General features: G+C 65.8%; 20 protein-coding genes and 1 riboswitch. Of the genes, 12 read left to right on the top strand and 8 right to left on the bottom strand.

From position 1 onward, the window contains the following. Positions 1 to 15: 15 nt before the first annotated feature. The 7 genes from ACP153_RS09530 to ACP153_RS09500 all read right to left on the bottom strand — a co-directional run bounded on the left by ACP153_RS09530 (position 16) and on the right by ACP153_RS09500 (position 6,390). Positions 16 to 990, bottom strand: coding sequence for an alcohol dehydrogenase catalytic domain-containing protein (locus ACP153_RS09530; RefSeq protein ID WP_424970738.1), 975 nt, complete (start codon positions 988 to 990; stop codon positions 16 to 18). Beyond that, entirely contained in the window at positions 987 to 1,754 is a 768-nt protein-coding gene (locus ACP153_RS09525) for an SDR family NAD(P)-dependent oxidoreductase (RefSeq protein ID WP_424970737.1), read from the bottom strand. The genes ACP153_RS09530 and ACP153_RS09525 overlap by 4 nt, the downstream gene beginning before the upstream one ends. After that, positions 1,747 to 3,054, bottom strand: coding sequence for a histidinol dehydrogenase (gene hisD / locus ACP153_RS09520; RefSeq protein WP_424970736.1), 1,308 nt, complete (start codon positions 3,052 to 3,054; stop codon positions 1,747 to 1,749). Before hisD ends, ACP153_RS09525 begins: the two co-directional genes overlap by 8 nt. A 9-nt stretch (positions 3,055 to 3,063) precedes the next feature. After that, complete coding sequence (locus ACP153_RS09515; protein WP_424970735.1) at positions 3,064 to 4,392, bottom strand: TRAP transporter large permease; 1,329 nt, start codon at positions 4,390 to 4,392, stop codon at positions 3,064 to 3,066. Positions 4,393 to 4,405: 13 nt separating this feature from the next. Further along, positions 4,406 to 4,921: a TRAP transporter small permease gene (locus tag ACP153_RS09510; RefSeq protein WP_424970734.1), complete on the bottom strand. Its 516-nt coding sequence runs from the start codon at positions 4,919 to 4,921 to the stop codon at positions 4,406 to 4,408. Positions 4,922 to 5,037: 116 nt separating this feature from the next. Beyond that, positions 5,038 to 6,186 (bottom strand): TRAP transporter substrate-binding protein, encoded by a 1,149-nt coding sequence (locus tag ACP153_RS09505; RefSeq protein ID WP_424970733.1) that lies wholly within the window; start codon positions 6,184 to 6,186, stop codon positions 5,038 to 5,040. Positions 6,187 to 6,198: 12 nt separating this feature from the next. Further along, positions 6,199 to 6,390 (bottom strand): hypothetical protein, encoded by a 192-nt coding sequence (locus tag ACP153_RS09500; protein ID WP_424970732.1) that lies wholly within the window; start codon positions 6,388 to 6,390, stop codon positions 6,199 to 6,201. 180 nt (positions 6,391 to 6,570) lie between these two features. On the opposite strand from ACP153_RS09500, the gene ACP153_RS09495 reads away from it, so the two are divergent. The 12 genes from ACP153_RS09495 to ACP153_RS09440 all read left to right on the top strand — a co-directional run bounded on the left by ACP153_RS09495 (position 6,571) and on the right by ACP153_RS09440 (position 18,903). Next, entirely contained in the window at positions 6,571 to 7,635 is a 1,065-nt protein-coding gene (locus ACP153_RS09495; RefSeq protein WP_424970731.1) for a LacI family DNA-binding transcriptional regulator, read from the top strand. Between the two features lie 263 nt (positions 7,636 to 7,898). Next, positions 7,899 to 8,011, top strand: a riboswitch (guanidine-I (ykkC/yxkD leader). An 86-nt stretch (positions 8,012 to 8,097) separates the two neighbouring features. Continuing rightward, a complete protein-coding gene (locus ACP153_RS09490; protein ID WP_424970730.1) occupies positions 8,098 to 9,162 on the top strand; it encodes a putative urea ABC transporter substrate-binding protein in 1,065 nt (354 codons plus the stop codon). Between the two features lie 60 nt (positions 9,163 to 9,222). After that, entirely contained in the window at positions 9,223 to 10,035 is an 813-nt protein-coding gene (locus ACP153_RS09485) for an ABC transporter permease (RefSeq protein WP_424970729.1), read from the top strand. Between the two features lie 5 nt (positions 10,036 to 10,040). Further along, positions 10,041 to 10,859, top strand: coding sequence for an ATP-binding cassette domain-containing protein (locus ACP153_RS09480; protein WP_424970778.1), 819 nt, complete (start codon positions 10,041 to 10,043; stop codon positions 10,857 to 10,859). Positions 10,860 to 10,902: 43 nt separating this feature from the next. Further along, positions 10,903 to 12,147: an agmatinase family protein gene (locus ACP153_RS09475; RefSeq protein WP_424970728.1), complete on the top strand. Its 1,245-nt coding sequence runs from the start codon at positions 10,903 to 10,905 to the stop codon at positions 12,145 to 12,147. After that, entirely contained in the window at positions 12,137 to 12,595 is a 459-nt protein-coding gene (locus ACP153_RS09470; RefSeq protein ID WP_424970727.1) for a hypothetical protein, read from the top strand. The genes ACP153_RS09475 and ACP153_RS09470 overlap by 11 nt, the downstream gene beginning before the upstream one ends. Before the next feature lie 83 nt (positions 12,596 to 12,678). Further along, positions 12,679 to 14,871: a thiamine pyrophosphate-dependent enzyme gene (locus ACP153_RS09465; protein WP_424970726.1), complete on the top strand. Its 2,193-nt coding sequence runs from the start codon at positions 12,679 to 12,681 to the stop codon at positions 14,869 to 14,871. Beyond that, on the top strand, positions 14,868 to 15,605 hold the full coding sequence (locus ACP153_RS09460) for a 5-oxoprolinase subunit B family protein (protein WP_424970725.1): 738 nt from the start codon (positions 14,868 to 14,870) through the stop codon (positions 15,603 to 15,605). The genes ACP153_RS09465 and ACP153_RS09460 overlap by 4 nt, the downstream gene beginning before the upstream one ends. Beyond that, positions 15,602 to 16,612, top strand: coding sequence for a biotin-dependent carboxyltransferase family protein (locus ACP153_RS09455; RefSeq protein WP_424970724.1), 1,011 nt, complete (start codon positions 15,602 to 15,604; stop codon positions 16,610 to 16,612). Before ACP153_RS09460 ends, ACP153_RS09455 begins: the two co-directional genes overlap by 4 nt. After that, the gene (locus ACP153_RS09450; protein WP_424970723.1) at positions 16,609 to 17,379 is read left to right on the top strand and encodes a LamB/YcsF family protein; all 771 of its coding nucleotides are present in this window, start codon (positions 16,609 to 16,611) and stop codon (positions 17,377 to 17,379) included. Before ACP153_RS09455 ends, ACP153_RS09450 begins: the two co-directional genes overlap by 4 nt. A gap of 72 nt (positions 17,380 to 17,451) precedes the next feature. After that, complete coding sequence (locus tag ACP153_RS09445; protein WP_424970722.1) at positions 17,452 to 18,144, top strand: D-lyxose/D-mannose family sugar isomerase; 693 nt, start codon at positions 17,452 to 17,454, stop codon at positions 18,142 to 18,144. A 15-nt stretch (positions 18,145 to 18,159) separates the two neighbouring features. Further along, a complete protein-coding gene (locus ACP153_RS09440; RefSeq protein WP_424970777.1) occupies positions 18,160 to 18,903 on the top strand; it encodes a sulfite exporter TauE/SafE family protein in 744 nt (247 codons plus the stop codon). On the opposite strand, the gene ACP153_RS09435 is transcribed toward ACP153_RS09440, so the two are convergent. After that, complete coding sequence (locus tag ACP153_RS09435; RefSeq protein ID WP_424970721.1) at positions 18,900 to 20,204, bottom strand: TRAP transporter large permease; 1,305 nt, start codon at positions 20,202 to 20,204, stop codon at positions 18,900 to 18,902. The genes ACP153_RS09440 and ACP153_RS09435 overlap by 4 nt on opposite strands. Between the last annotated feature and the right edge of the window lie 9 nt (positions 20,205 to 20,213).

Here is a 20,213-nt window from a genome sequence, read left to right as displayed (position 1 = left end):
GTCTCCTGTCTTTCTTTACGGCTTGAGTATGATCTTGGGTGCGGGCACGCGGCCCGCGCGGATATCGGCAAAGGCCGCAGCCCCCTCGGAAAGGGGGCGGGTCTCTGTCCAGTCGAGCGCGCCCAGACGGCCATCGAACATGGCCGCGCAGGTGTCCCGAAAGTCTTGGGCGGTGTAGGTATAGGTCCCGATGAAGGTGATCTCCTGCAGGGTCATGCGGCGGATATCGAGCCCGCCATCATCCTCACCCAGCCCGATATGCACGATGACCCCGCCCGGCGTCGCGAGGGCGGAGGCGAGCTTGCGCGTGGCCGCATAGCCTACCGCATCCACCACCAGCGGAGCAGGCTCCGCGGCGGCGGCCACGGTTTCCATGTCGCAATGCAGTTCGAGATAGCTGCGCCGGGCCGCATTGGGCTCGGCCACGATCACCTCTTCGCAGCCCATGGCCTTGAGCGCGAGGGCCGCGGCCAGCCCGATGGCACCGCCCCCGATCACCAGCGCCTTGCGCGGATCGGCCTCGTGCAGTGCGGCCATGCCAAGGCGCGCGGAGTGCCAGCTGACGGCCATGGGCTCGGCCAGGGCCGCCTGATCGAAGCTCACATGGTCCGGTACGGTCACCAGATTACGCCCCAGCATGGGCACGTATTGGGCAAAGGCCCCTTCGCGCGGTGGCATGGAGATGATCTGCCGCGAAGGGCAGAGGTTCTCGCGCCCCGAGAGGCTCGCCGCGCTCGTGGGGTCGCTCACCAGCGGGTTGATCGTGACCCGCTCGCCGTCGCGGGGCCCGCCGACGATCTTGCCCGCACCTTCATGGCCGAGGATCAGCGGCGCGGGTCGACGCTCATCATGCCCGAGATAGGCATGCATGTCCGACCCGCAGATCCCGACACTGTCGATGCGGATAAGGTGATGGTCATCGGCGGGCGTCGGATCCGCGACGTCGCGAAACTCGAGCTCTTCAACCCCGGTGTAAACAAGTGCCTTCATTTGGCCGTGAACCCCCCATCCACCATCAACACCTGCCCTGTGACATAGGCCGACGCGTCGGAACACAGGAACAGAAGCGGGCCGTCTATATCCTCAGGCGTTCCATTGCGCCCGATGCAGGTCTTGTCTGCAAGCTCCTGCGCCAGGGCGGGATTGTCAAAGACCGGTGCGGTCAGCTCGGTGCGGAAAAAGCCCGGCCCGATGGCATTGGCGTTGATCCCTTGCGCCGACCAGGCCTCGGCCATGGCGCGGGTGAGCTGGGCGATGCCGCCCTTCGTTGCCCCATAGGCAACGCCGCCCGGAAAGGCCCGGGTCGTTTGGAGCGAGGCGAAATTCACGATCCGGCCCCAGCCCTTTTCGGACATGGCCGGCACCAGCGCCTGGGCCAGAAAGAAGGGCGCCGTGAGGTTCAGCGCGATTGTCTGGTCCCAGCCTGCGGCGGTGACTGCATCGGCCCGCTCGCGATTGTTGATCCCTGCGGCCAGCACGAGGATATCCGGCGCACCGAAGGGCGCGGCGATCGCCTCGACCATGTCAGGCAGCGTCTCGCGGTCCGCCACATCCCAGACCACGCTTGCGGTCTGGCCTTCTGTCTCGGCCTCCCATGCGGCCAGCGCCTCGGCCCGGCGGGCCACACCCACCACCGAGGCGCCCGCAGCCGCGAGAATACTGGCCGCGCGCCGACCGAGCCCGGAGCTCGCGCCGGTCACGCAGGCCACCCGACCGGTTAGGTCGAGCAGGGAGGCGGGGGTCCCGTCAGCCATTGGCCGTCAGATCGAAGGTCTGATCCGGGAAGTATTTCTTGAGGCGGATATCGGCCGTACGCGCATGACCCTCCATCCCTTCAAGACGGGCGATCCGCGCGGTGGCCTCAGCCACGGGCTTGGCGCCTTCGCGGGTCGAGCGCTGCCAGGTGACGATCTTCATGTATTTATGGACCGACAGACCCCCGGTGTAATTCGCGGCCCCCGAGGTCGGCAGCACGTGGTTGGTGCCCGAGGCCTTGTCGCCAAAGGCCACGGTCGTCTCTTCGCCGAGGAAGAGCGAGCCGTAGCAGGACAGACGGTCGAGCCACCAATCCAGATCCTCCGCCTGCACTGTCAGGTGCTCGGGCGCATAATCGTCGGAGGTCGCGGCCATCTCTTCGCGGTCGGCGCAGAGGATGACCTCTGCATAGTCGCGCCAGGCGGCGGTCGCGTTGTCGCGGTTCACCTCCGGCAGATCGGCGATGAGGTCGGGCACAAGGCGCATGACCTCCTCGGCGAGGGGGCGATTGTCGGTGACGAGCCAGACCGGCGAGTTATAGCCATGCTCGGCCTGACCCACGAGATCGGCGGCCACCACCATCGGATCCGCGGAGGCATCGGCGAGGATCAGGCTGTCGGTTGGCCCGGCGATCATGTCGATCCCGACCCGGCCAAAGAGCATCCGCTTGGCCTCGGCCACGAACTGGTTGCCCGGACCGACGAGGATGTTGGCCTTGGGCAGCCCGAAAAGGCCGAAGGTCATCGCCGCAACCCCCTGCACACCGCCCATGGCGAGGATCGTGTCCGCGCCGCAGATATGCGCCGCATAGATGATCGCAGGTGCGATCCCCACACCGGGGCGGGGTGGAGAGCAGGCCACGATGTGGTTGCAGCCCGCCACCTTGGCGGTGGTCACCGTCATGATCGCGCTGGCGATATGGCTGTAGCGCCCGCCGGGCACATAGCAGCCCGCCGCCGCCACCGGGATCGCCTTTTGTCCGGCGATCAGGCCCGGCACCACCTCGATCTCGAAATTCGCCACCGTATCGCGCTGGGCCTCGGCGAATTTCTTGACATTGGCATGGGCGAACTGAATGTCCTGCTTCAGCTTCTCCGGCACCTCGGCGATCGCCGCGTCGATCTCCGCCTGGCTCAGGATGATCGATCCCTCGTAATTGTCGAACTTCTTGGCATAGGCGAGGGCGGCGTCATCCCCTCCGGCCTCGATCTCGTCGAGAATGCCACGCACGATTTCCTGCGTGTCAGAGGCATCGCTCTTGGGGGTGAGGGTTGCTTTTTTGAGATATTCTCTCGGCATGGATCAGTCCTACTTGAAGATATCTGGAAGGAGCGCTGTCGAAATCGCCGGGATATAGGCAATCATCAGCGTCACGATGAGCATAAAGAACACAAACGGGATTGCGCGATAAGCGATTTTCAGGATCGACTCTCCCGTTATGCCCGAGACCACGAAGAGGTTCAGTCCCAGAGGTGGTGTGATGAACCCGACACCCAGCGCGGTGATCATCATGATACAGAACTGGATCTCGTTCATCCCGATCTCTTCGGCGAGGGGCAGAAGGATCGGTGCGAGGATCACGATGTTCGGCGTGGTCTCCATCACGCAGCCCGCGGCCACGAGGATCCCCACCATCAGCAGGATCAGCACCCAGGGCTCTTCGCTCAGGCCCGTGGCCACTGCGACGAAGCCTTGCGGCACCCCGATGATCGCGAGCGCTTCGGCCAGCGGCACGGAGAAGGCGATGATCGGGAGGATGACCCCGTTCACCTTGGCGGAGCTGACCAGCATGGCCGGGAAATCGCTCAGCTTCAGGGTGCCGAGGATGAAGCCCATCAGGATGGTCACCACGACAGCGGTGGCGCCCGCTTCGGTCGGCGTCAGACGCCCCGAGAAGATCCCGTAGAAGATGATGCCGGGCACGATGAAGGCGTACCAGCCGGATTTCAGGGCCTTGCCGAGGCGCGAGAAATACTCGCCGGCGCTGATGTTGCCGCCACCTTCCCAGCCGTTGAGCCGGTTCATGATGATGTTGGTCACGAGGATCGAGACGAGGATCGCCAGACCCGGGATCACGGCTGCGAGGAACAGGGTGGAGGCCGATATCCCCAGCACGAGGCCGATGATGATATAGGCGATCGAAGGCGGGATCAGGATCCCGGTACAGGCGCCCGCGGCCACAAGGGCACAGGCATAGGGGCGGGGGTAGCCGCTCTCGACCAGACGGTCGATGGTCATCCGGCCCACCGCCGCAGCGCCCGCCGCGTCAGAGCCCGAGATCGCCGCGAACATCCCGCAGACCAGCACCGTGGCCGAGCCGAACCCGCCCTTGGCGAATTGCGTCAGCGCCTCCGCCACGTCGAGGAATTTTCGCGACAGACCTGTCCGCACCAGCGCGTCCCCGGTCAGAATGAAGAGCGGGACGGCCGTCAGCGCGAAGGCGTCGATCCCGGAAAAGAGGCGTTCGCCCACAAGGCTGAGGGGCAGGGCGCCCGACCAGACCAGCATGAGGATCGCGGAGGCGCCGATTGCAGCCCAGACCGGAACGGCCAGTGCCACAAGGACGACGAACATGATCACAGGGCCATAGAAATCCCAGCCGAGAACCACGGTTTGTTCCATTTGTTGCCAAAGCATCTATCCGGTCCCCTCAGTCGAACAGCTTGTCGCCTTCGTAGACGGGACGTCCCGCACGAAGGTCGCTTACATCGCGCCGCAAAGACTGCACGAGGCGGAAAATGACGAGGGCAAAGCCGATGGGCACCGCCATCAGGAACCAGACCTGGCTGATCCGAAGGCCCGGGGTCACGGAGCCGAACTTGGCCGAGACGAGCACCGTCTCGAAGGACCAGTAGAGCGCGATGATCGCCACCACGAACATCACCAGGTCGCCGAAGATATAGAGCAGGGTTTTCACCGTGCGGCCCGCATACTGCATGATCACGTCGATGCGGATATGGCCGCGTTCCTTGACCGCTGCCGCGCAGCCGATCCAGGCGAGATAAATAAACGAATAGCGGACAATCTCTTCTCCCCAGATCGAGGAGTAGGACATGATTTCACGCCGCAACACCTCGATGAACATGGTGGCGACGAGCATCACGTAGAACAAAAGCAGGGCCCATCTCTCCCCGTTCTTGTCTATCGCTTTCAAGATGTTTTGCATGAGTCCCTCCCCGACCCCAATAGGGCCTGCCCGCGTTCGGGCTGGTCCGCGCTTTTATTGAAACGGTTGTGAGGGACCGGCGCGCGGCGCGCCGATCCCGTTTGGTCTGGCGTCAGTTATGCGTCGTGGACGTAGTACTTTCCTCGTGTCTCTGCGGCCTCGGCGAGCTTGTTGAAGGTGTCCATGGACCCTGCAAGCTCGACCTTGAACTCGTCCCATTCGGACCGCTGGTAGCCGCCCGCTTCCTGCCATTCGGCCAGCTGGTCGTCGTTCAGTGAGTGGAATTGCACGCCTGCCTTGGTCAGCTCGGACATGGCATAGGCCCGGGCCGAGGGCACCTTGGCGAGGTTCTGATGCGTGGTCATCTCGCCGGCAAACTCGATACCTTCCTGCACATCGGCGGGCAGGGAGTTGAACCATTCGAGGTTCATCGAGAAGACCTGGCTGTCCGGCACCGCTTGGGTGAAGGTCACATGGCTCAGGATATCGGCGAAGCCGAAGACATAGAGCGCGCCCACGGACGGATCGAGCGCATCGGCCACGCCCTGTTTGATCGCCGACGGCGTCTCACCCCAGGCCACCGGGGTCGGGTTGGCGCCCACGAGACGGTAATACTGCTGCAGCATGGCTGAGCCCGGCACGCGGAACTTCACCCCGTCCAGATCGCCCGGCGTCAGGACCGGACCGGATCCACCGGCGCGCATAGCGATGACGCGCGGATCGATCACCACATAGAACAGCGCCTTGAAGCCTGCGGCCTCGATCTTCGGGTGCACTTCGGTCTTCCAGGCGTCCGAGCTCACGAGGTTGGTGAACTTCTGGTTGGAGCCACAGAAATAGGGCATGTTGATCAGGTCCGCCGCGCTCGCATAGGGCGCGAAGTTCGACAGGGAGTGCTGCGCGCACTGGATCGTGCCGCCCTGAACCGCTTGCACCAGGGCACCGCCCGCGCCGAGCTGACCACCGGGGGCAAGCTTGACATAGACCTTGCCATTGGTGGCGTTCTGGATGTTTTCCTTCAGGTCGAGCTGCATGATCGGATAGCTGCGCGACGCGCCGAGCACATAGGCGGTGGCCAGCGTCATGGTGTGATCCGCTGCGGCCTCACGCTCGCGCTCTTCGCGGGCAGTCTGGGCAACCGCCGCGTCGGACCACAAAAGCCCCCCGGCACCGGCCACAACTGCCGCCGTGAATCCACCCGTGCTGGCCAGTTTCAGAAAGTTTCTGCGCTCAACCGAGGCGATCTCTTTCATCTCACGATCCATGGTCTTCCTCCCTTATGGATTTTTGTCTTGTCTGTCTTTGTCGGCAGCTTCGCGCTGCAGGATCGCAGCGGTGAAGGCGATGGCCGCTGCAAAGAGCAGCACCATTTCCTGCACGTCATTGAGGATCGGCGCGCCCGTCGTGGCGCCGAGTACGACGTTGCCCACGTAGAGCCCGAACAAAATGATTGCGACGATTAAAGTCATCGACCCGTCCTCCCAGCGCTTCGATTCGGGTTCAATGTAAGCGCTTACATACGGGCAAGCAAGCGCTTACATTTTGCGTTGGACAAGGATCTTTGCCAAACGGTGCTCTGCCTGTACTGTGGCGGGACGACCGATGCGGCTGCCAGGAGAGGGGGCAGCATCGGCTCGGTTGGGAGGATTATGACGGAAGGCCAAGGGCAGAAGCCCCCGGCGCGCAAGGCCGGCAGCGATGCACCGACGTTGCAGGATGTGGCCCAGGCCGCAGGGGTCTCCACGGCCACCGTGTCGCGCTGCCTGAACATGCCGGAACGGGTGGTCAAGGACACGCGCGAACGGGTGCTGGCCGTGGTCGAAAAGCTGGGCTACGCGCCCAATTTCGGCGCGCGCGCCTTGGCGGCCAAACGCACCAACACCATTGGCGCGATCATCCCGACTATGGAAAACGCGATCTTTGCCCGTGGTTTGCAGGCCTTTCAGGAAGAACTGGCCCGCCATGGCCTGACGCTGCTTGTGGCCAGTTCCTCCTATCAGCCGGAGCTTGAGCGGGAGCAGATCCGCACGCTTCTGGCCCGGGGGGCCGATGCGCTGTTGCTCATCGGGTTCGAGCGGGCGGCGAGCGTGTACGAGCTGCTGGATCAGCGGTCCGTCCCCTATGTCATTGCCTGGGCGTTTGATGAAACTGCGCAGCATCCGGCGATCGGTTTCGACAATCGCGAGGCCATGCGGGCCCTCGCACGGCAGGTGTTCGAGCTTGGCCATCGCGACGTGGCGATCATCACCGCGCCGCTCGCGCCGAATGACCGGGCGCGGGACCGGGTCTCGGGCGTCTGGGACGCGGCGCGGGAGGTCGGGCTCTGTCCCGATGAGATCACCCTGATCGAGACGCCTTATTCCATCGAGAATGGGGCTGCGGCCATGGAAGACCTGTTGGGGCAAAAACCGCGCCCGACAGCAGTGATGTGCGGCAATGACGTTTTGGCCGTCGGTGCGATGGGGCAGGCCCAGAGCATGGGCCTCTCGGTGCCTGGCGATATCTCGATCACCGGGTTCGACGATATTGAGATCGCCGGGATCGTGACCCCGGCGCTCACCACGGTGCATGTGCCGCACCGGCAAATGGGGAAGGAGGCGGCGCAGGTCCTCAGCGATCTGCTCGGCGGGGCCACCGCCGGAGCGCCTGTGCGGCTTCAGACGGAGATCATGAGCCGCGCGTCCCTTGGACCGGTGCCGCGTGAGGATGCTTGATCTCGCGTTTCACGTGAGCTTTACGCCATATCGATATGAATTTAAGAAACTATTCCTTGATTTCTGCCTGCGATAGGGCCGCTCAACCTAAACGGGTGTGATCACAGGGAGCCGGTCTCGACCGGGTCAAAGGCCTCCCGAGGGCGCCTCGAAAAGCGACAACCTGGCTCATTTTCTGCCCAGAAAATAGGCGGTCACCCTGAGCGTGCGGAATTCTCGCGCTCGACAGTTTGCGCATCGATCCGTGCTTCCTAGGCTTTGAGGCGCAGGGGGCTTAGGGTTCCGCTTTGCGCATGGGCGCGAAGGCTGGTCCGAGAAGCACCGCCCAGGCGGCAAATTCCGCAAGGGTACACGGCGGGCCAAAATCCCGGGAGATTACTGCGTCGGTTCGCCCGCGCCTCATCTCTAGTTCTGTCAGCGGACCGATTTTCCATTGGACAGAACACAGAATGGGGAATTTCGATGCTCAAGACAGTCACGCTCAAGACAGCGCTTTTGACCACCGCACTGGGTCTGGCCCTCGCCGCGCCGGCCGCCGCGATGGAGAAATCCGAGTTCCGGGTCGCCTGGTCGATCTATGTGGGCTGGATGCCATGGGGCTATCTTGAGGACTCGGGCATCATGGACAAATGGGCCGAGAAATATGGCATCGATGTCGAGATCGTGCAGATCAACGACTATGTGGAGTCGATCAACCAGTATACGGCAGGCGCCTTTGACGGGGTGTCGGCCACCAATATGGACACGCTGTCCATTCCGTCCGGGGGCGGGGTCGACACCACGGCGCTGATCGTCGGGGATTACTCCAACGGCAATGACGCGGTGATCCTCAAGGGCGAGGGCGGTCTTGCGGATCTGGCGGGCAAGCCGGTGAACCTCGTGGAGCTGTCGGTCAGCCACTACCTGCTGGCGCGGGGGCTGGACTCTGTCGGGCTGAGCGAGGCGGATCTGGACGGCGTGATCAACACCTCGGACGCGGATATGATCGCGGCCTTTGCCACGGATGATGTGGAGGCCGTCGTGACCTGGAACCCGCTCGTCTCGACCATTCTGGAGGAGCCCGGTGCCACCAAGCTCTTTGACAGCTCGGACATCCCCGGCGAGATCATCGACCTGATGGTGGTGAATACAGACACGCTCGAAGCGAACCCGGATTTCGGCAAGGCGCTGGTGGGCGCATGGTACGAGGTGATGGGGCTGATGGCGTCTGGCGATGAGGCCGCGCTGACCGCCATGGCCGAGGCCTCGGGCACGGATCTGGCGGGCTACAAGGCGCAGCTGGCCTCCACCGAGATGTTCTACACCCCCGCCGAGGCGGTGACCTTCACCTCCAGCGCGGAACTGCCCACGACCATGGTCAATGTCGCGGAATTCCTCTTTGACAAGGGCATTCTGGGCGAGGGCGCGCCGAGCGCGGATTTCGTCGGTGTCGCCTATCCCGATGGCTCGACCACCGGGGACGCGGGCAATGTCCAGTTCCGCTTTGACACGACCTATATGCAGATGGCTGCAGACGGCGCGCTCTAAGCAGACCGTCCCCTGACCGGGTGCCGCGCGCGCCCGGTCGGGCCCCGGCGAGGAGGTCCCATGCGGCTGATCAATCGAAAACCCGGGCGGGTGCTGGCGCTGTTTTTGCTGCTGCTGCCGTTTCTGGGCATCCTTCTGGCCTACAAGATGGGCTCGGATGCGCGGCTGGCGGTGAACCCGCAGGACAAGCTTTTGCCGGCGCTCTCGACCTTGAGCGCGACGGCGGAGCGGTTGGTGAGCGAGGGCAGTCGGCGCACGGGCGAGATCCTCTTTTGGAAGGATACCTGGTCGAGCCTGACCCGGCTGGGGCTTGGCGTCGGGATCGCCTCGCTGATCGGTTTGGCAGTGGGGCTGGCCATCGGGCTGCTCCCTTATATGCGGGCGACTTTTGCGGGGTTTGTGGCCGTGATCTCCATGGTGCCGCCGCTCGCGATCCTGCCGATCCTCTTCATTGTCTTTGGCCTCGGCGAGGTCAGCAAGGTCGCACTGATCGTGATCGGAATCACGCCGTTCCTCATTCGGGACATGTCCGCGCGGACGCTGGAGCTGCCGAGCGAGCAGATCATCAAGGCGCAGACGCTGGGGGCCTCGTCCCTGGCCATCGCAATCCGCGTGGCTCTGCCGCAGATCATGCCGCGCCTCATTCAGGCTGTGCGCCTGTCGCTCGGGCCCGCCTGGCTCTTCCTGATCGCGGCGGAGGCGATTGCGTCGGAGGATGGGCTCGGCTACCGGATCTTCCTCGTGCGGCGCTTTCTGGCGATGGATGTGATCCTCGTCTATGTGGTCTGGATCACCTTTCTGGCCTTTGCGATCGATTATGCGCTGAAGGCCCTGTCGCGGCGGCTTTACCCCTGGATGGAGGCGGGCCTTTGAGTTTCGTGCGCGCCGAGAACCTGTTTCAGAGTTATGGCCAGCGGCCCATTCTGGAGCGGATCAATATCTCCGCCGAGGAGGGGGAGTTCATCTCGATTGTCGGAGCGTCGGGGTGCGGAAAATCGACCTTCCTGCGCTTGCTGCTCGATCAGGAGCAGCCGACCCGGGGCGAGATCTATGTGGATGGCGAGCCCCTGGCCGGGGAGCCGACCCAGAGCCGGGGGATCGTGTTTCAACGCTATTCGGTCTTCCCGCATATGACCGTGCGGGAGAACCTGATCGCGGCGGAGGGGCTGGGGGCGAACCTTTTCGGGATCCTGTCGCCCGGGGCAAAGCGGGCCGCCGGGGCGCGCGCGGATGCGGCGCTGGAGCGGATCGGGCTGGCCCATGTGGCGCAGAACTATCCCGCGACCCTGTCGGGTGGGATGCAGCAGCGGCTGGCCATCGGGCAGGCCCTGGCGGCACGGCCCCGGATCCTCTTGCTCGACGAGCCTTTCGGGGCGCTTGATCCGGGCACACGACTGCAGATGCATGCCTTCCTGATGGAGTTGCGCGCCGAGACCAATATGACTGTCTTCATGGTGACCCATGATCTGGAAGAGGGGTTCAAGCTCGGCGATCGGGTCTGGGTTTTTGACAAGCCCCGCTGGGACCCCCACGACCCGGAGGCGTTCGGCGCCACGATCACCTATGATTTCGATGCCCGCGATGGCGGCATCCCGTTTCAGTCCGGGCCCATGTCCGCAGCGCCCGGCCCGGACGTCACGGCCCACCCACCCACCCCCGCGCCGTCCGACCCGGGCGCTGCGGACCTGACGACCTAACCACGACTTCAAGACATCTCGGACACCGAGGACGGAGGATCCCATGTTCATCGCACATGAGGCGCGGACGCGCTCTCACCACCCGGCGGATCAGCGCCATGACGCGCGGCGCTTTCACCACCCGGATCTGAGCAAGCTTCAGGGCTGGAAGGCGATGAAGGCCGAGGCGGATCTGCCCGAGGGGCGTTGGGATGAGGAGCGGCGCTGGGCGCTTAAGATGGGGCTGACCGGGGCCGACAGCATCGAGGACAAGTCGATCCCGACCTTTGCCCGGGGCGAGCTGCCCCATTACGCGGGCATCAACACCTTCCTCAAGGCGCCCTATGCGGAGGATGTCTCGGAGGTGCAGCATTACGATGCCACCGTTCTGGGCATTCCCTTTGACGGTGGCACCACCTATCGCCCCGGCACCCGGTTCGGGCCCCAGGGCGTGCGCAAGATCTCGGCGCTTTACACGCCCTATAACTACGAGCTGGGCGTGGATCTGCGCGAGCAGATGACGCTTTGCGATGCGGGGGATGTGTTCACGATCCCGGCCAATCTCGAGAAGTCCTTCGATCAGATCACCCGGGCGGTAAGCCATGTGGCCTCGTCGGGTTCGCTGCCGATCATGATCGGCGGGGACCACTCCATCGGCTTTCCCTGCGTGCGGGGCATTGCGGATTGCACCTCCAAGAAGATCGGGATCGTCCATTTCGATCGCCACGCGGATATCCAGGAGAAGGATCTTGACGAGCGGATGCACACCACCCCGTGGTTCCACGCGACCAACATGCCCAATGTTCCGGCCAAGAACCTCGTGCAGGTGGGCATTGGCGGCTGGCAGGTGCCACGCGAGGCGGTGAAGGTCGCCCGGGAGCGTGAGACCAACATCATTACCATGTCCGATATGGAGCGGATGGGCGTCGACAAGACCGCCGAGATGGCGCTTGAGATGGCTTGGGACGGGGTGGACATGGTCTATATGTCCTTCGATATCGACAGCATCGATTGCGGTTTCGTGCCCGGCACCGGCTGGCCCGAGCCCGGCGGCTTCCTGCCGCGAGAGGCGCTGGCGCTGGCCTCCAAGGTGGCCGCCGAAGGTATCTGCGGCATGGAGCTCGTGGAGGTCAGCCCGCCCTATGACACCTCCGACATCACGGCCCTGATGGGCACGCGGGTGATCGTCGATGTATTGGGGGCCATGGTCTCGGCGGGCACGCTGGGCAAGCACAAGCGCCATATCGACAAGCCTGTCACCATCCCGGCGGGCGAGTTCGAAGGAAAGCGGTGGTCCAATGCCACATGATCACAGCCACGGGCATAACCACCACCATCACGATCACGACCATGTGCGGGGCGATCACAACGCGCGCCCCGCGCGACACCTGCACAGCCATCCCCATGAGGACCGCCCCGAAGAAGACATTCAGGCGCTCGCGACCGAGTTCATCAGCAGCTTTCAGGCAGCCCAGGACAAGGCGGCCTATCTCACCCTGAACGGCATTCCCCGCGAGATCCCGGATCGCGACGGGGGCGCGCCGCTCAAGCTGGTGGATGTGCAACTGACGACCGAGTGGCAGGTGGGCACGGCCTCGCCCTCCTTCGGGTCGCGCGAGCTCACTTATCTGCCCTTTCCCGGCGATATGATCGAGCCGCGTTCCAATCTCGGCTTCGTCTATGTCTCGATCCACCGCAAGGAGATGATCGACCTGCGCGATGTCCTCTCGGAGCGTTTGGCCAAAGGCGCGCTCTGAACGGCAATTGCACTTGCCCGCAGAGGCAGGCAGTCTAGCCCGGCAGGAGAGAGGCCGCGCCAGCGCGCGGAGCAGGCCACGCCATGGACCGGGCAGAGATCGTAGATGAGAATTTCCGTCGCCGTGTGGCGGCGGAGGATTTGCCCGCCGGCGCGGGCCCGGCGGGGCTGGACGCTGAGACTGCGCGCGCGCTCTTTGAGGCGCAGCTCCTGAGCCGCGCGCTCGACCGCACGAGCCGGGCGATGCAGAAGGCCGGGCAGGGGTTCTATACGATCGGCTCCTCCGGGCATGAAGGGATGGCCGCAGTGGCCCAGGCCCTGCGCTCCGATGACATCGCCTTTCTCCACTATCGTGATGGCGCGTTTCAGACCGCCCGGGGACTGCAGGCGGGCAAGCCGCGGGCTGAGATCGCGCGGGACATGCTCTTGAGCTTTGCCTGTGCGGCAGCCGATCCGATCAGTGGTGGGCGGCACAAGGTGCTGGGCTCCAAGGCGCTGATGATCCCGCCCCAGACCTCGACCATTGCGAGCCACCTGCCCAAGGCCGTGGGGGCGGCCTATGGCATCGGGCTCTCGCGGCGGCGCCCGCCCGCCTGGCCGCTAGTGGCCGACACCGGGATTGCGATGTGTTCCTTCGGGGACGCTTCGGTGAACCATTCCACGGCCCAAGGCGCGCTCAACACCGCCGGATGGGCGGCGATCCAATCGGTGCCGCTGCCTCTCCTTTTTGTGTGCGAAGACAATGGGATCGGGATTTCGACCCCCACGCCCAAGGGCTGGATTGCCGCGAGCCTCGCGGCCCGGCCCGGTCTGAAGTATTTCTCCGCCAATGGGCTGGATCTGTGCGAGACCGCCGCTGTGGCGGCCGAGGCGGCGGACTGGGTCCGGCGCACGCGGAAGCCGGCCGTCCTGCATCTGACTATGGTCCGGCTCTACGGCCATGCAGGGGCGGATTTGCCCACGAGCTACCTGCCGCAAGCTCAGGTCGAGGCCGAGGAGGCGCAGGACCCGCTGCTGCATTCGGTGCGGCTCCTGCGGGACATGGGGGCGCTCAGCCCGGGGGAGGCGTTGGCGCGCTATGACCAGATCAATACGGAGGTCGCGGCACTGAGCCGGGAGGTGGCGCAGGAACCGAGCCTTCAGGACGCGGCGGAGGTCGCGACCACGCTCATCCCGCCGCGCCGGGATACGCCGCCGCGCGCCACCCCGAGCGCGGAGGCGCGCGCGCGCCGCTTCGGAGGCGACCTCAAGACACTAGACGCCCCGCAGCCCATGTCGCGCCTGATCAACTGGGCGCTCACGGATCTGATGCTGGCCCATCCCGAGACCTTGGTGATGGGCGAGGATGTGGGCCGCAAGGGCGGGGTCTATGGCGTCACGCAGAAGCTGCAGGCGCGGTTCGGGCCGGACCGGGTGATCGACACGCTGCTCGATGAGCAATCGATCCTCGGGCTGGCCATCGGGCTGGGTCAGACCGGCTTCACGCCGATCCCCGAGATCCAGTTTCTCGCCTATCTCCACAATGCCGAGGACCAGCTCCGCGGCGAGGCGGCGACCTTGCCCTTCTTCAGCCGTGGTCAGTTCACCAATCCAATGGTGCTGCGCATCGCCGGGCTCGGCTACCAGAAAGGGTTCGGCGGGCATTTCCACAATGACAACTCCCTCGCCGTGCTGCGCGACATCCCGGGCCTCATCATCGCCTGTCCGTCGGCGGGCGATGACGCGGCGCGGATGCTGCGCGAATGCGTGCGTCTCGCGCGGGAGGAGCAGCGCGTTGTGGTCTTCCTCGAGCCCATCGCGCTCTACCCCATGCGGGATCTCCACGCGCCCGGCGATGGCGGCTGGATGCGTCCCTATCCCGACCCGGCCGAGCGGATCCCCCTGGGCGAAATCGGCGTGACCGGGACCGGGCGGGATCTGGCCATCGTGACCTATGGCAATGGGCATTACCTGTCGCAACAGGCCCGCCCGGAGCTTGAGGCCGCCGGGATCAGCCCCCGGATCATCGATCTGCGCTGGCTCGCTCCGCTGCCCGAAGAGGCGCTTCTGGCGGCGACCCAAGGCTGCGCCCATGTCCTGATCGTCGATGAGTGCCGCCGCACCGGCGGGCAGGCCGAGGCGCTCATGACGCTTTTTGCTGAGCGCAGTGATGCACGGATCGCCCGCGAGACCGCCACGGACAGCTTCATTGCCACCGGACGCGCCTATGGCGCGACCCTGCCCAGCCGCGAGAGCATCCTGACCGCGGCAAAAACCCTGTTGGAGCGGAGCGTATGAGCCCCTGGCCGCAGATCCGGCCCGTGGGGGTCACCGGGTTGCTGGTCAGCTTCGGCGACAGCCTGACGGACCGCGCGAACCGCGCGGCGTTGGCCTTTCGTGCGAGCCTTGAGGCGGAGCGCTGGGCCGAGGTTGCCGAGACTTCCAGCACGCTGGCCTCCTGTTTCGTGCGGTTTGACCCCGTCACCACCGATCCCGAAGCGCTGGAGGCGCGGCTCGCGGGGCTGCTCGGGGCGCGGGACTGGTATGGCGCGGCCCCGCCCGAGGGGCGCAAGCTCTGGCGGATCCCTTGCGTCTTTGGCGGCGCGCGGGCGCCCCAGCTGGCCGAGGCGGCGGAGCGGGCAGGCCTTTCGCTGCCGGACGCGATCGCACAACTCAGCACCACCCGCGTCCGCGTCCTGACCCTGGGCTTCGCCCCGGGCCAGCCCTATCTCGGCACGCTGCCCGAGGCGTGGGACCTGCCGCGCCAGACGGGCCTGACGCCAAAGGTCCCCGAAGGCGCGCTGGTCCTTGCGATCCGGCAATTCGTACTCTTTGCGACGTCGGCCCCCACGGGCTGGCGCCATGTGGGCCAGACGGCGTTTCGCGGCTACCGGCCTGAGGCGGAGGCGCCCTTTGCCCTGCGCCCGGGCGATGAGGTGACCTTTCCGGCTGTGGACGAGGCGACATATCTGGACCAATGCGAAGCTGATCCGAGCGGGCTTGGTGGCGCGACAAGCGAGCCGCTCTCATGAGCGCGCGACTTGAGATCCTTGAGGCCGGGCCGGGGCTCAGCGTGCAGGATGCGGGCTGGCGCGGCTATGTGGGGCAGGGCCTCTCCCCCGGTGGGGCTGCGGATCCGCGGGCGCTGATCGAGGGGGCGGTCCTGCTGGGGCAGGCCCCCAGTGGCGCGGCGCTCGAGATGGCCGGGCGCGGCGGGCGGTTTCGTGCGACCCAGGATTGCCGCATCGCTCTGACCGGCGCGCCGATGCAGGCCACGCTCGACGGTGTCCCGCTCCTCTGGCATGCGAGCCACCGGGTGCCTACCGGGGCGGAGCTGCGCATCGGGGCCGCGCAGAGCGGGGTCTATGGCTATCTCCATCTGGGCGGCGGGATCGACAGCCCGCGACGCCTCGGCTCCCGCGCGACCCATCTGGTGGCGGGGCTCGGGCGGCTCTGTGCGGCGGGCGATGCCTTGCCGCTTGGCGTGGACCCGGGTGGCGAGACCGGGCTGAAACTGCCGGATCCGGACCGGTTCGCGGGGGGCAGCTTGCGGATCGTGCGCAGTTTTCAGTCGGATCGCTTTGCGGAGGAAGACCTCGCCCGCCTGTCCCGGACCGCCTTTACCCGGGACATGCGCGGCAACCGCATGGGTGTCCGGCTCGACCACGCGGGCCCGGGCTTTTTCGCCCAGGGTGGGCTCACGGCCCTGTCGGAGATCGTCGTGCCCGGCGACATCCAGGTCACCGGCGAGGGCGCGCCCTATATCCTTGGCGTCGAATCCCAGACCACGGGCGGCTATCCCCGGATCGCCACCGTGATCCCCGCCGATCTGCCTCGCGCGATGCAGGCCCCGCCCGGAGCCCCCCTGCGCCTGAGCCTGATCACCCGGGCCGAAGCCGTCGCCATCGAGCGCGCCGAGGCCGCCCGCCTGCGTGATCTGCCCCGCAGCCTCCGCCCGATCCTGCGGGATCCGGCGCAGATGGCCGATCTTTTATCCTACCAACTCATCAGTGGCGTCACCGCCGGGGAGGTATCATGACCCAGACCGTCGATCTCAACGCGGATATGGGGGAGGGGTTCGGCCCCTGGCCCATGGGCGAGGATGCCGCCCTGCTCGAGACAATCACCTCCGCCAATATCGCCTGCGGCGCCCATGCGGGCGACTGGGATGTGATGGCCGGGACCATGGCGCTGGCCACCGAACGCGGGGTCGGGATCGGCGCCCATCCGGGCTTCCCGGATCTGCAGGGGTTCGGGCGGCGGCGCATGCAGATGCCCCATGACAGCCTGCGCAACCTCGTGGCCTATCAGGTGGGCGCGGCGCGCGGCATGGCCGCGAGCGTGGGCGGCACCGTGCGCCACGTGAAGCTCCACGGCGCGCTTGCCAATATGGCGTCCGAGGATGCGGCCATGGCGCAAGCTTGCTACGAAGGCGCGCTCTCGGTGGATCCAGACGTGATCATCATGGTGCTCGCCGCCACGGCCCAGCAAGAGGCTGCGCAGGCGCTGGGCTGCCGCTGGGCAGCCGAGATCTTTGCTGACCGGGCCTATAACGACGACGCAACGCTGGTGGATCGTCGCCTGCCCGGCGCCGTGATCCACGATCCCGAGGAGGCCGGCGCGCGCATGGTCGAGATGGTTCAGGCCGGCGCGATTATCACCGCCAGCGGCGCGAGGATCCCCACGCCGATCGACACGATATGCCTTCATGGGGACACCGCCGAGGCCGTGGGCATCGCCCGCGCCACCCGCGCAGCGCTCGAGGCGGCGGGGATTGCGCTCGGTGTCTTCCCCGGGCGGCGCTGAGCCCTTTACAGCCCACGCCCTGCCGCGCATGGTCCGCGCGAGAACGCCACGAGCCGCGTGAAGGAGGAGCCCATGAAACGGTCGCGCATCAATGAGATCATGGCAGAGGCCGATGCCTTCATTCGGCGCCACGGCTTTGTCCTGCCGCCCTTTGCCTATTGGACCCCGGAGGCGTTCGCCGCCAACACGCAGGCCGCTGCCCATGTGATCGATGCCCGCTGCGGCTGGGACATCACCGATTACGGCGATGGTCGCTTCGACGAGATGGGGTTGTTCCTCTTCACCCTGCGCAATGGGCGCCTCACGGATCTGCAGGGCGGGGGCGGCATGTGCTATGCCGAGAAGCTCCTGATCTCGCGGCAGGACCAGCTTTCGCCCATGCACACCCATGTGCTCAAGGCCGAGGACATCATCAACCGGGGCGGGGCGACGCTGGTGGTGGAGCTCTTTGGCTCCGATGACACGGGCGGGTTTGCCGAGGATCGCGGCGGACAGGTGGCCTGTGATGGCGTGATGCGCAGCTTTGCGGCGGGCGAGAAACTGAAACTCGCGCCGGGAGAGAGCGTCACCCTGATGCCCGGCGATTGGCACGCCTTCTGGGGCGAGGGGGGCGATGTGCTGATCGGCGAGGTCTCCACCGTCAATGACGACGAGACGGACAACATCTTCCGCGAGCCCATCGGGCGCTTTGCCGAGATCGAGGAGGATGAGGCCCCCACCCATCTGCTGGTGAGCGACTACGCCGCGCGCTTTAGGCAAGGCTGACCCCTCTTGGACGCGGTGGATCCGCTGGCCTTTCTGGCGATCTTCACCGCGCTGGCCATGGGCGGGATCGTCAAGGGGGCCACCGGGGCCGGTGCGCCTTTGGCCGCGATCCCGGTGATTGCCGCCTTCTTCGATGTGCGCCTGGCGGTGATGGTCATGGCCGCGCCGAATTTTCTGTCCAATTGCTGGCAGCTCTGGCAGTTCCGATCCCACGCATTGCCGGGCCGGTTCCCCTGGATCTTTGCCGGGGGCGGAGCGCTGGGCTGCATTGCGGGAACGGTCCTGCTGGCAAGCCTGCCGGAGCGTTGGCTCGTCCTGACCGTGGCGCTCAGCGTGGCGGCCTATATCGGCCTGCGGTTCCTGCGGCCGGAGTTTCGTCTGGCCTTTGCCACGGCGGAGCGGATCGTCTGGCCCGTGGCCCTGGTCTCGGGCGTGCTGCAGGGGGCGGCGGGGATCTCCGCCCCGGTCTCGGTCAGCTACCTCAATGCCATGCGGCTGGCGCGCCCGGTCTTCATCGCGACGATCTCCGCCTGTTTCATCGCCATGGCGGCGGTGCAGGTGCCCATGCTCTTTGCCACGGGCCTTCTGAGCTGGCCGCTTCTGGCCGTCAGCGTTCTGGCCCTGCTGCCGATCCTCGGCTTCATGCCACTCGGGGCGTGGCTGGCCCGTGCGCTCTCGCCCGAGGGGTTCGACCGTTTGGTGCTGTGTATGCTCGGGGCGGTCGCGCTGCGGCTGTTTTACGTGGCCTTCACCGGCTAGCCGAACATCGTATCGGGCAGCAGCAGCGCAAGATCCGGGATCAGGAGCACGAGGATCACCGCCGCCAGCATCGCAAACCAGAAGGGCCAGATCCCCCGGAAAATCGTGCCTAGGGGCACCTCCCGCGCGATGCCTTTGACCACAAACACGTTGATTCCTACCGGCGGCGAGATCAGCGCCATCTCCAGCACAATCACCATCAGCACGCCGAACCAGATCAGGTCGACCCCGAGGCTCTGCAGGATCGGCTGCACGAGCGGAATGGTGAGCACGAGGATTGCGAAGCCTTCGAGGAAGGTGCCGAGCACGATGAAGGCCAGCAGGATCGCGACCACCACCTGCATCGCCGTAAAGCCTTGGGCGCCGACCCATTGGGTCAGGGCATATGTGACGCCCGTGAAGCCCACGAAGGTTTTGAACACAAACGCCCCGAAGAGGATCAGGAACACCGTGCCCGTGGATTTCAGCGTGTTCGTGACCACGTCGCGCAGGTTGGGCCAGGTGAGTTGCCCGCGCAGGATCGTCACCCCGAGTGCCAGCAGGGCGCCGATCCCCGCGGCCTCCACCGCCGAGAAGGCCCCCGTGTAGATCCCGCCAATGGTCAGAAGGATGATCCCGACAATCCAGCTTGCCCGCCCGAGGGCCGCGATGCGCGCCTCCATGGGTTCGGCTTCCGCCGATTGCGGGGCCTTGCCGGGATCGCGCAGGACCACGAGCCAGATCGCGAGGATGAAGAGCCCGGTCAGCATCAGCCCCGGCAGGACCCCCGCCATGAAGAGCCGCCCGATGCTTTCCTCGGTGAGGATTGCATAGACCACGAAGCCAGCGGAGGGCGGGATCAGGATGCCCAGCGTGCCGCCGGCGGCAATCGCACCCGTGGCGAGCCCGTTATCGTAGCGATAGCGCTGCATCTCCGGCAGGCTCACGCGGCCCATGGTGACCGCGGCGGCCAGGGACGAGCCCGAGAGCGCCGAGAACCCCGCGCAGCCCACGATCGTGGCCGAGGCCAGCCCGCCGCGCATATGCCCCAGCCAGCTATGGGCCGCCGTGTAGAGGTCCCGCGACATGCCCGAGACCCCGGCGAGGTTCCCCATGAGGATAAAGAGCGGCAGGATCGTCAGGGGGTAATTCGAGGCCTCGGAAAAGATCTCCCCGGCGACCACGGGCAGGCTCGCCTGGGGGCGGATCGCATAGATCCCGCCTGCGCCCACAAGCATCATCGCCGTGCCCACGGGCATCCGGATGAAGAGCAGGAGGAACAGGGCGGCAAAGCCGAGAATGGCAATGGTGATCGTGTCCATGGGGTGGCC

The organism is Dinoroseobacter sp. S76, assembly GCF_049801095.1.
Taxonomy (GTDB): Bacteria; Pseudomonadota; Alphaproteobacteria; order Rhodobacterales; family Rhodobacteraceae; genus Dinoroseobacter.
Note: the sequence above shows the minus strand (reverse complement) of the source record. Positions and strands in the feature narration are given on the sequence as shown.

Excerpts from the sequence above, each read along its gene's own strand:
- ACP153_RS09530 (WP_424970738.1), bottom strand. The coding sequence starts at position 990 with ATGAAGGCACTTGTTTACACCGGGGTTGAAGAGCTCGAGTTTCGCGAC.
- ACP153_RS09525 (WP_424970737.1), bottom strand. The coding sequence starts at position 1,754 with ATGGCTGACGGGACCCCCGCCTCCCTGCTCGACCTAACCGGTCGGGTG.
- hisD (WP_424970736.1), bottom strand. The coding sequence starts at position 3,054 with ATGCCGAGAGAATATCTCAAAAAAGCAACCCTCACCCCCAAGAGCGAT.
- ACP153_RS09515 (WP_424970735.1), bottom strand. The coding sequence starts at position 4,392 with ATGCTTTGGCAACAAATGGAACAAACCGTGGTTCTCGGCTGGGATTTC.
- ACP153_RS09510 (WP_424970734.1), bottom strand. The coding sequence starts at position 4,921 with ATGCAAAACATCTTGAAAGCGATAGACAAGAACGGGGAGAGATGGGCC.
- ACP153_RS09505 (WP_424970733.1), bottom strand. The coding sequence starts at position 6,186 with ATGGATCGTGAGATGAAAGAGATCGCCTCGGTTGAGCGCAGAAACTTT.
- ACP153_RS09500 (WP_424970732.1), bottom strand. The coding sequence starts at position 6,390 with ATGACTTTAATCGTCGCAATCATTTTGTTCGGGCTCTACGTGGGCAAC.
- ACP153_RS09495 (WP_424970731.1), top strand. The coding sequence starts at position 6,571 with ATGACGGAAGGCCAAGGGCAGAAGCCCCCGGCGCGCAAGGCCGGCAGC.
- ACP153_RS09490 (WP_424970730.1), top strand. The coding sequence starts at position 8,098 with ATGCTCAAGACAGTCACGCTCAAGACAGCGCTTTTGACCACCGCACTG.
- ACP153_RS09485 (WP_424970729.1), top strand. The coding sequence starts at position 9,223 with ATGCGGCTGATCAATCGAAAACCCGGGCGGGTGCTGGCGCTGTTTTTG.
- ACP153_RS09475 (WP_424970728.1), top strand. The coding sequence starts at position 10,903 with ATGTTCATCGCACATGAGGCGCGGACGCGCTCTCACCACCCGGCGGAT.
- ACP153_RS09470 (WP_424970727.1), top strand. The coding sequence starts at position 12,137 with ATGCCACATGATCACAGCCACGGGCATAACCACCACCATCACGATCAC.
- ACP153_RS09465 (WP_424970726.1), top strand. The coding sequence starts at position 12,679 with ATGGACCGGGCAGAGATCGTAGATGAGAATTTCCGTCGCCGTGTGGCG.
- ACP153_RS09460 (WP_424970725.1), top strand. The coding sequence starts at position 14,868 with ATGAGCCCCTGGCCGCAGATCCGGCCCGTGGGGGTCACCGGGTTGCTG.
- ACP153_RS09455 (WP_424970724.1), top strand. The coding sequence starts at position 15,602 with ATGAGCGCGCGACTTGAGATCCTTGAGGCCGGGCCGGGGCTCAGCGTG.
- ACP153_RS09450 (WP_424970723.1), top strand. The coding sequence starts at position 16,609 with ATGACCCAGACCGTCGATCTCAACGCGGATATGGGGGAGGGGTTCGGC.
- ACP153_RS09445 (WP_424970722.1), top strand. The coding sequence starts at position 17,452 with ATGAAACGGTCGCGCATCAATGAGATCATGGCAGAGGCCGATGCCTTC.
- ACP153_RS09435 (WP_424970721.1), bottom strand. The coding sequence starts at position 20,204 with ATGGACACGATCACCATTGCCATTCTCGGCTTTGCCGCCCTGTTCCTC.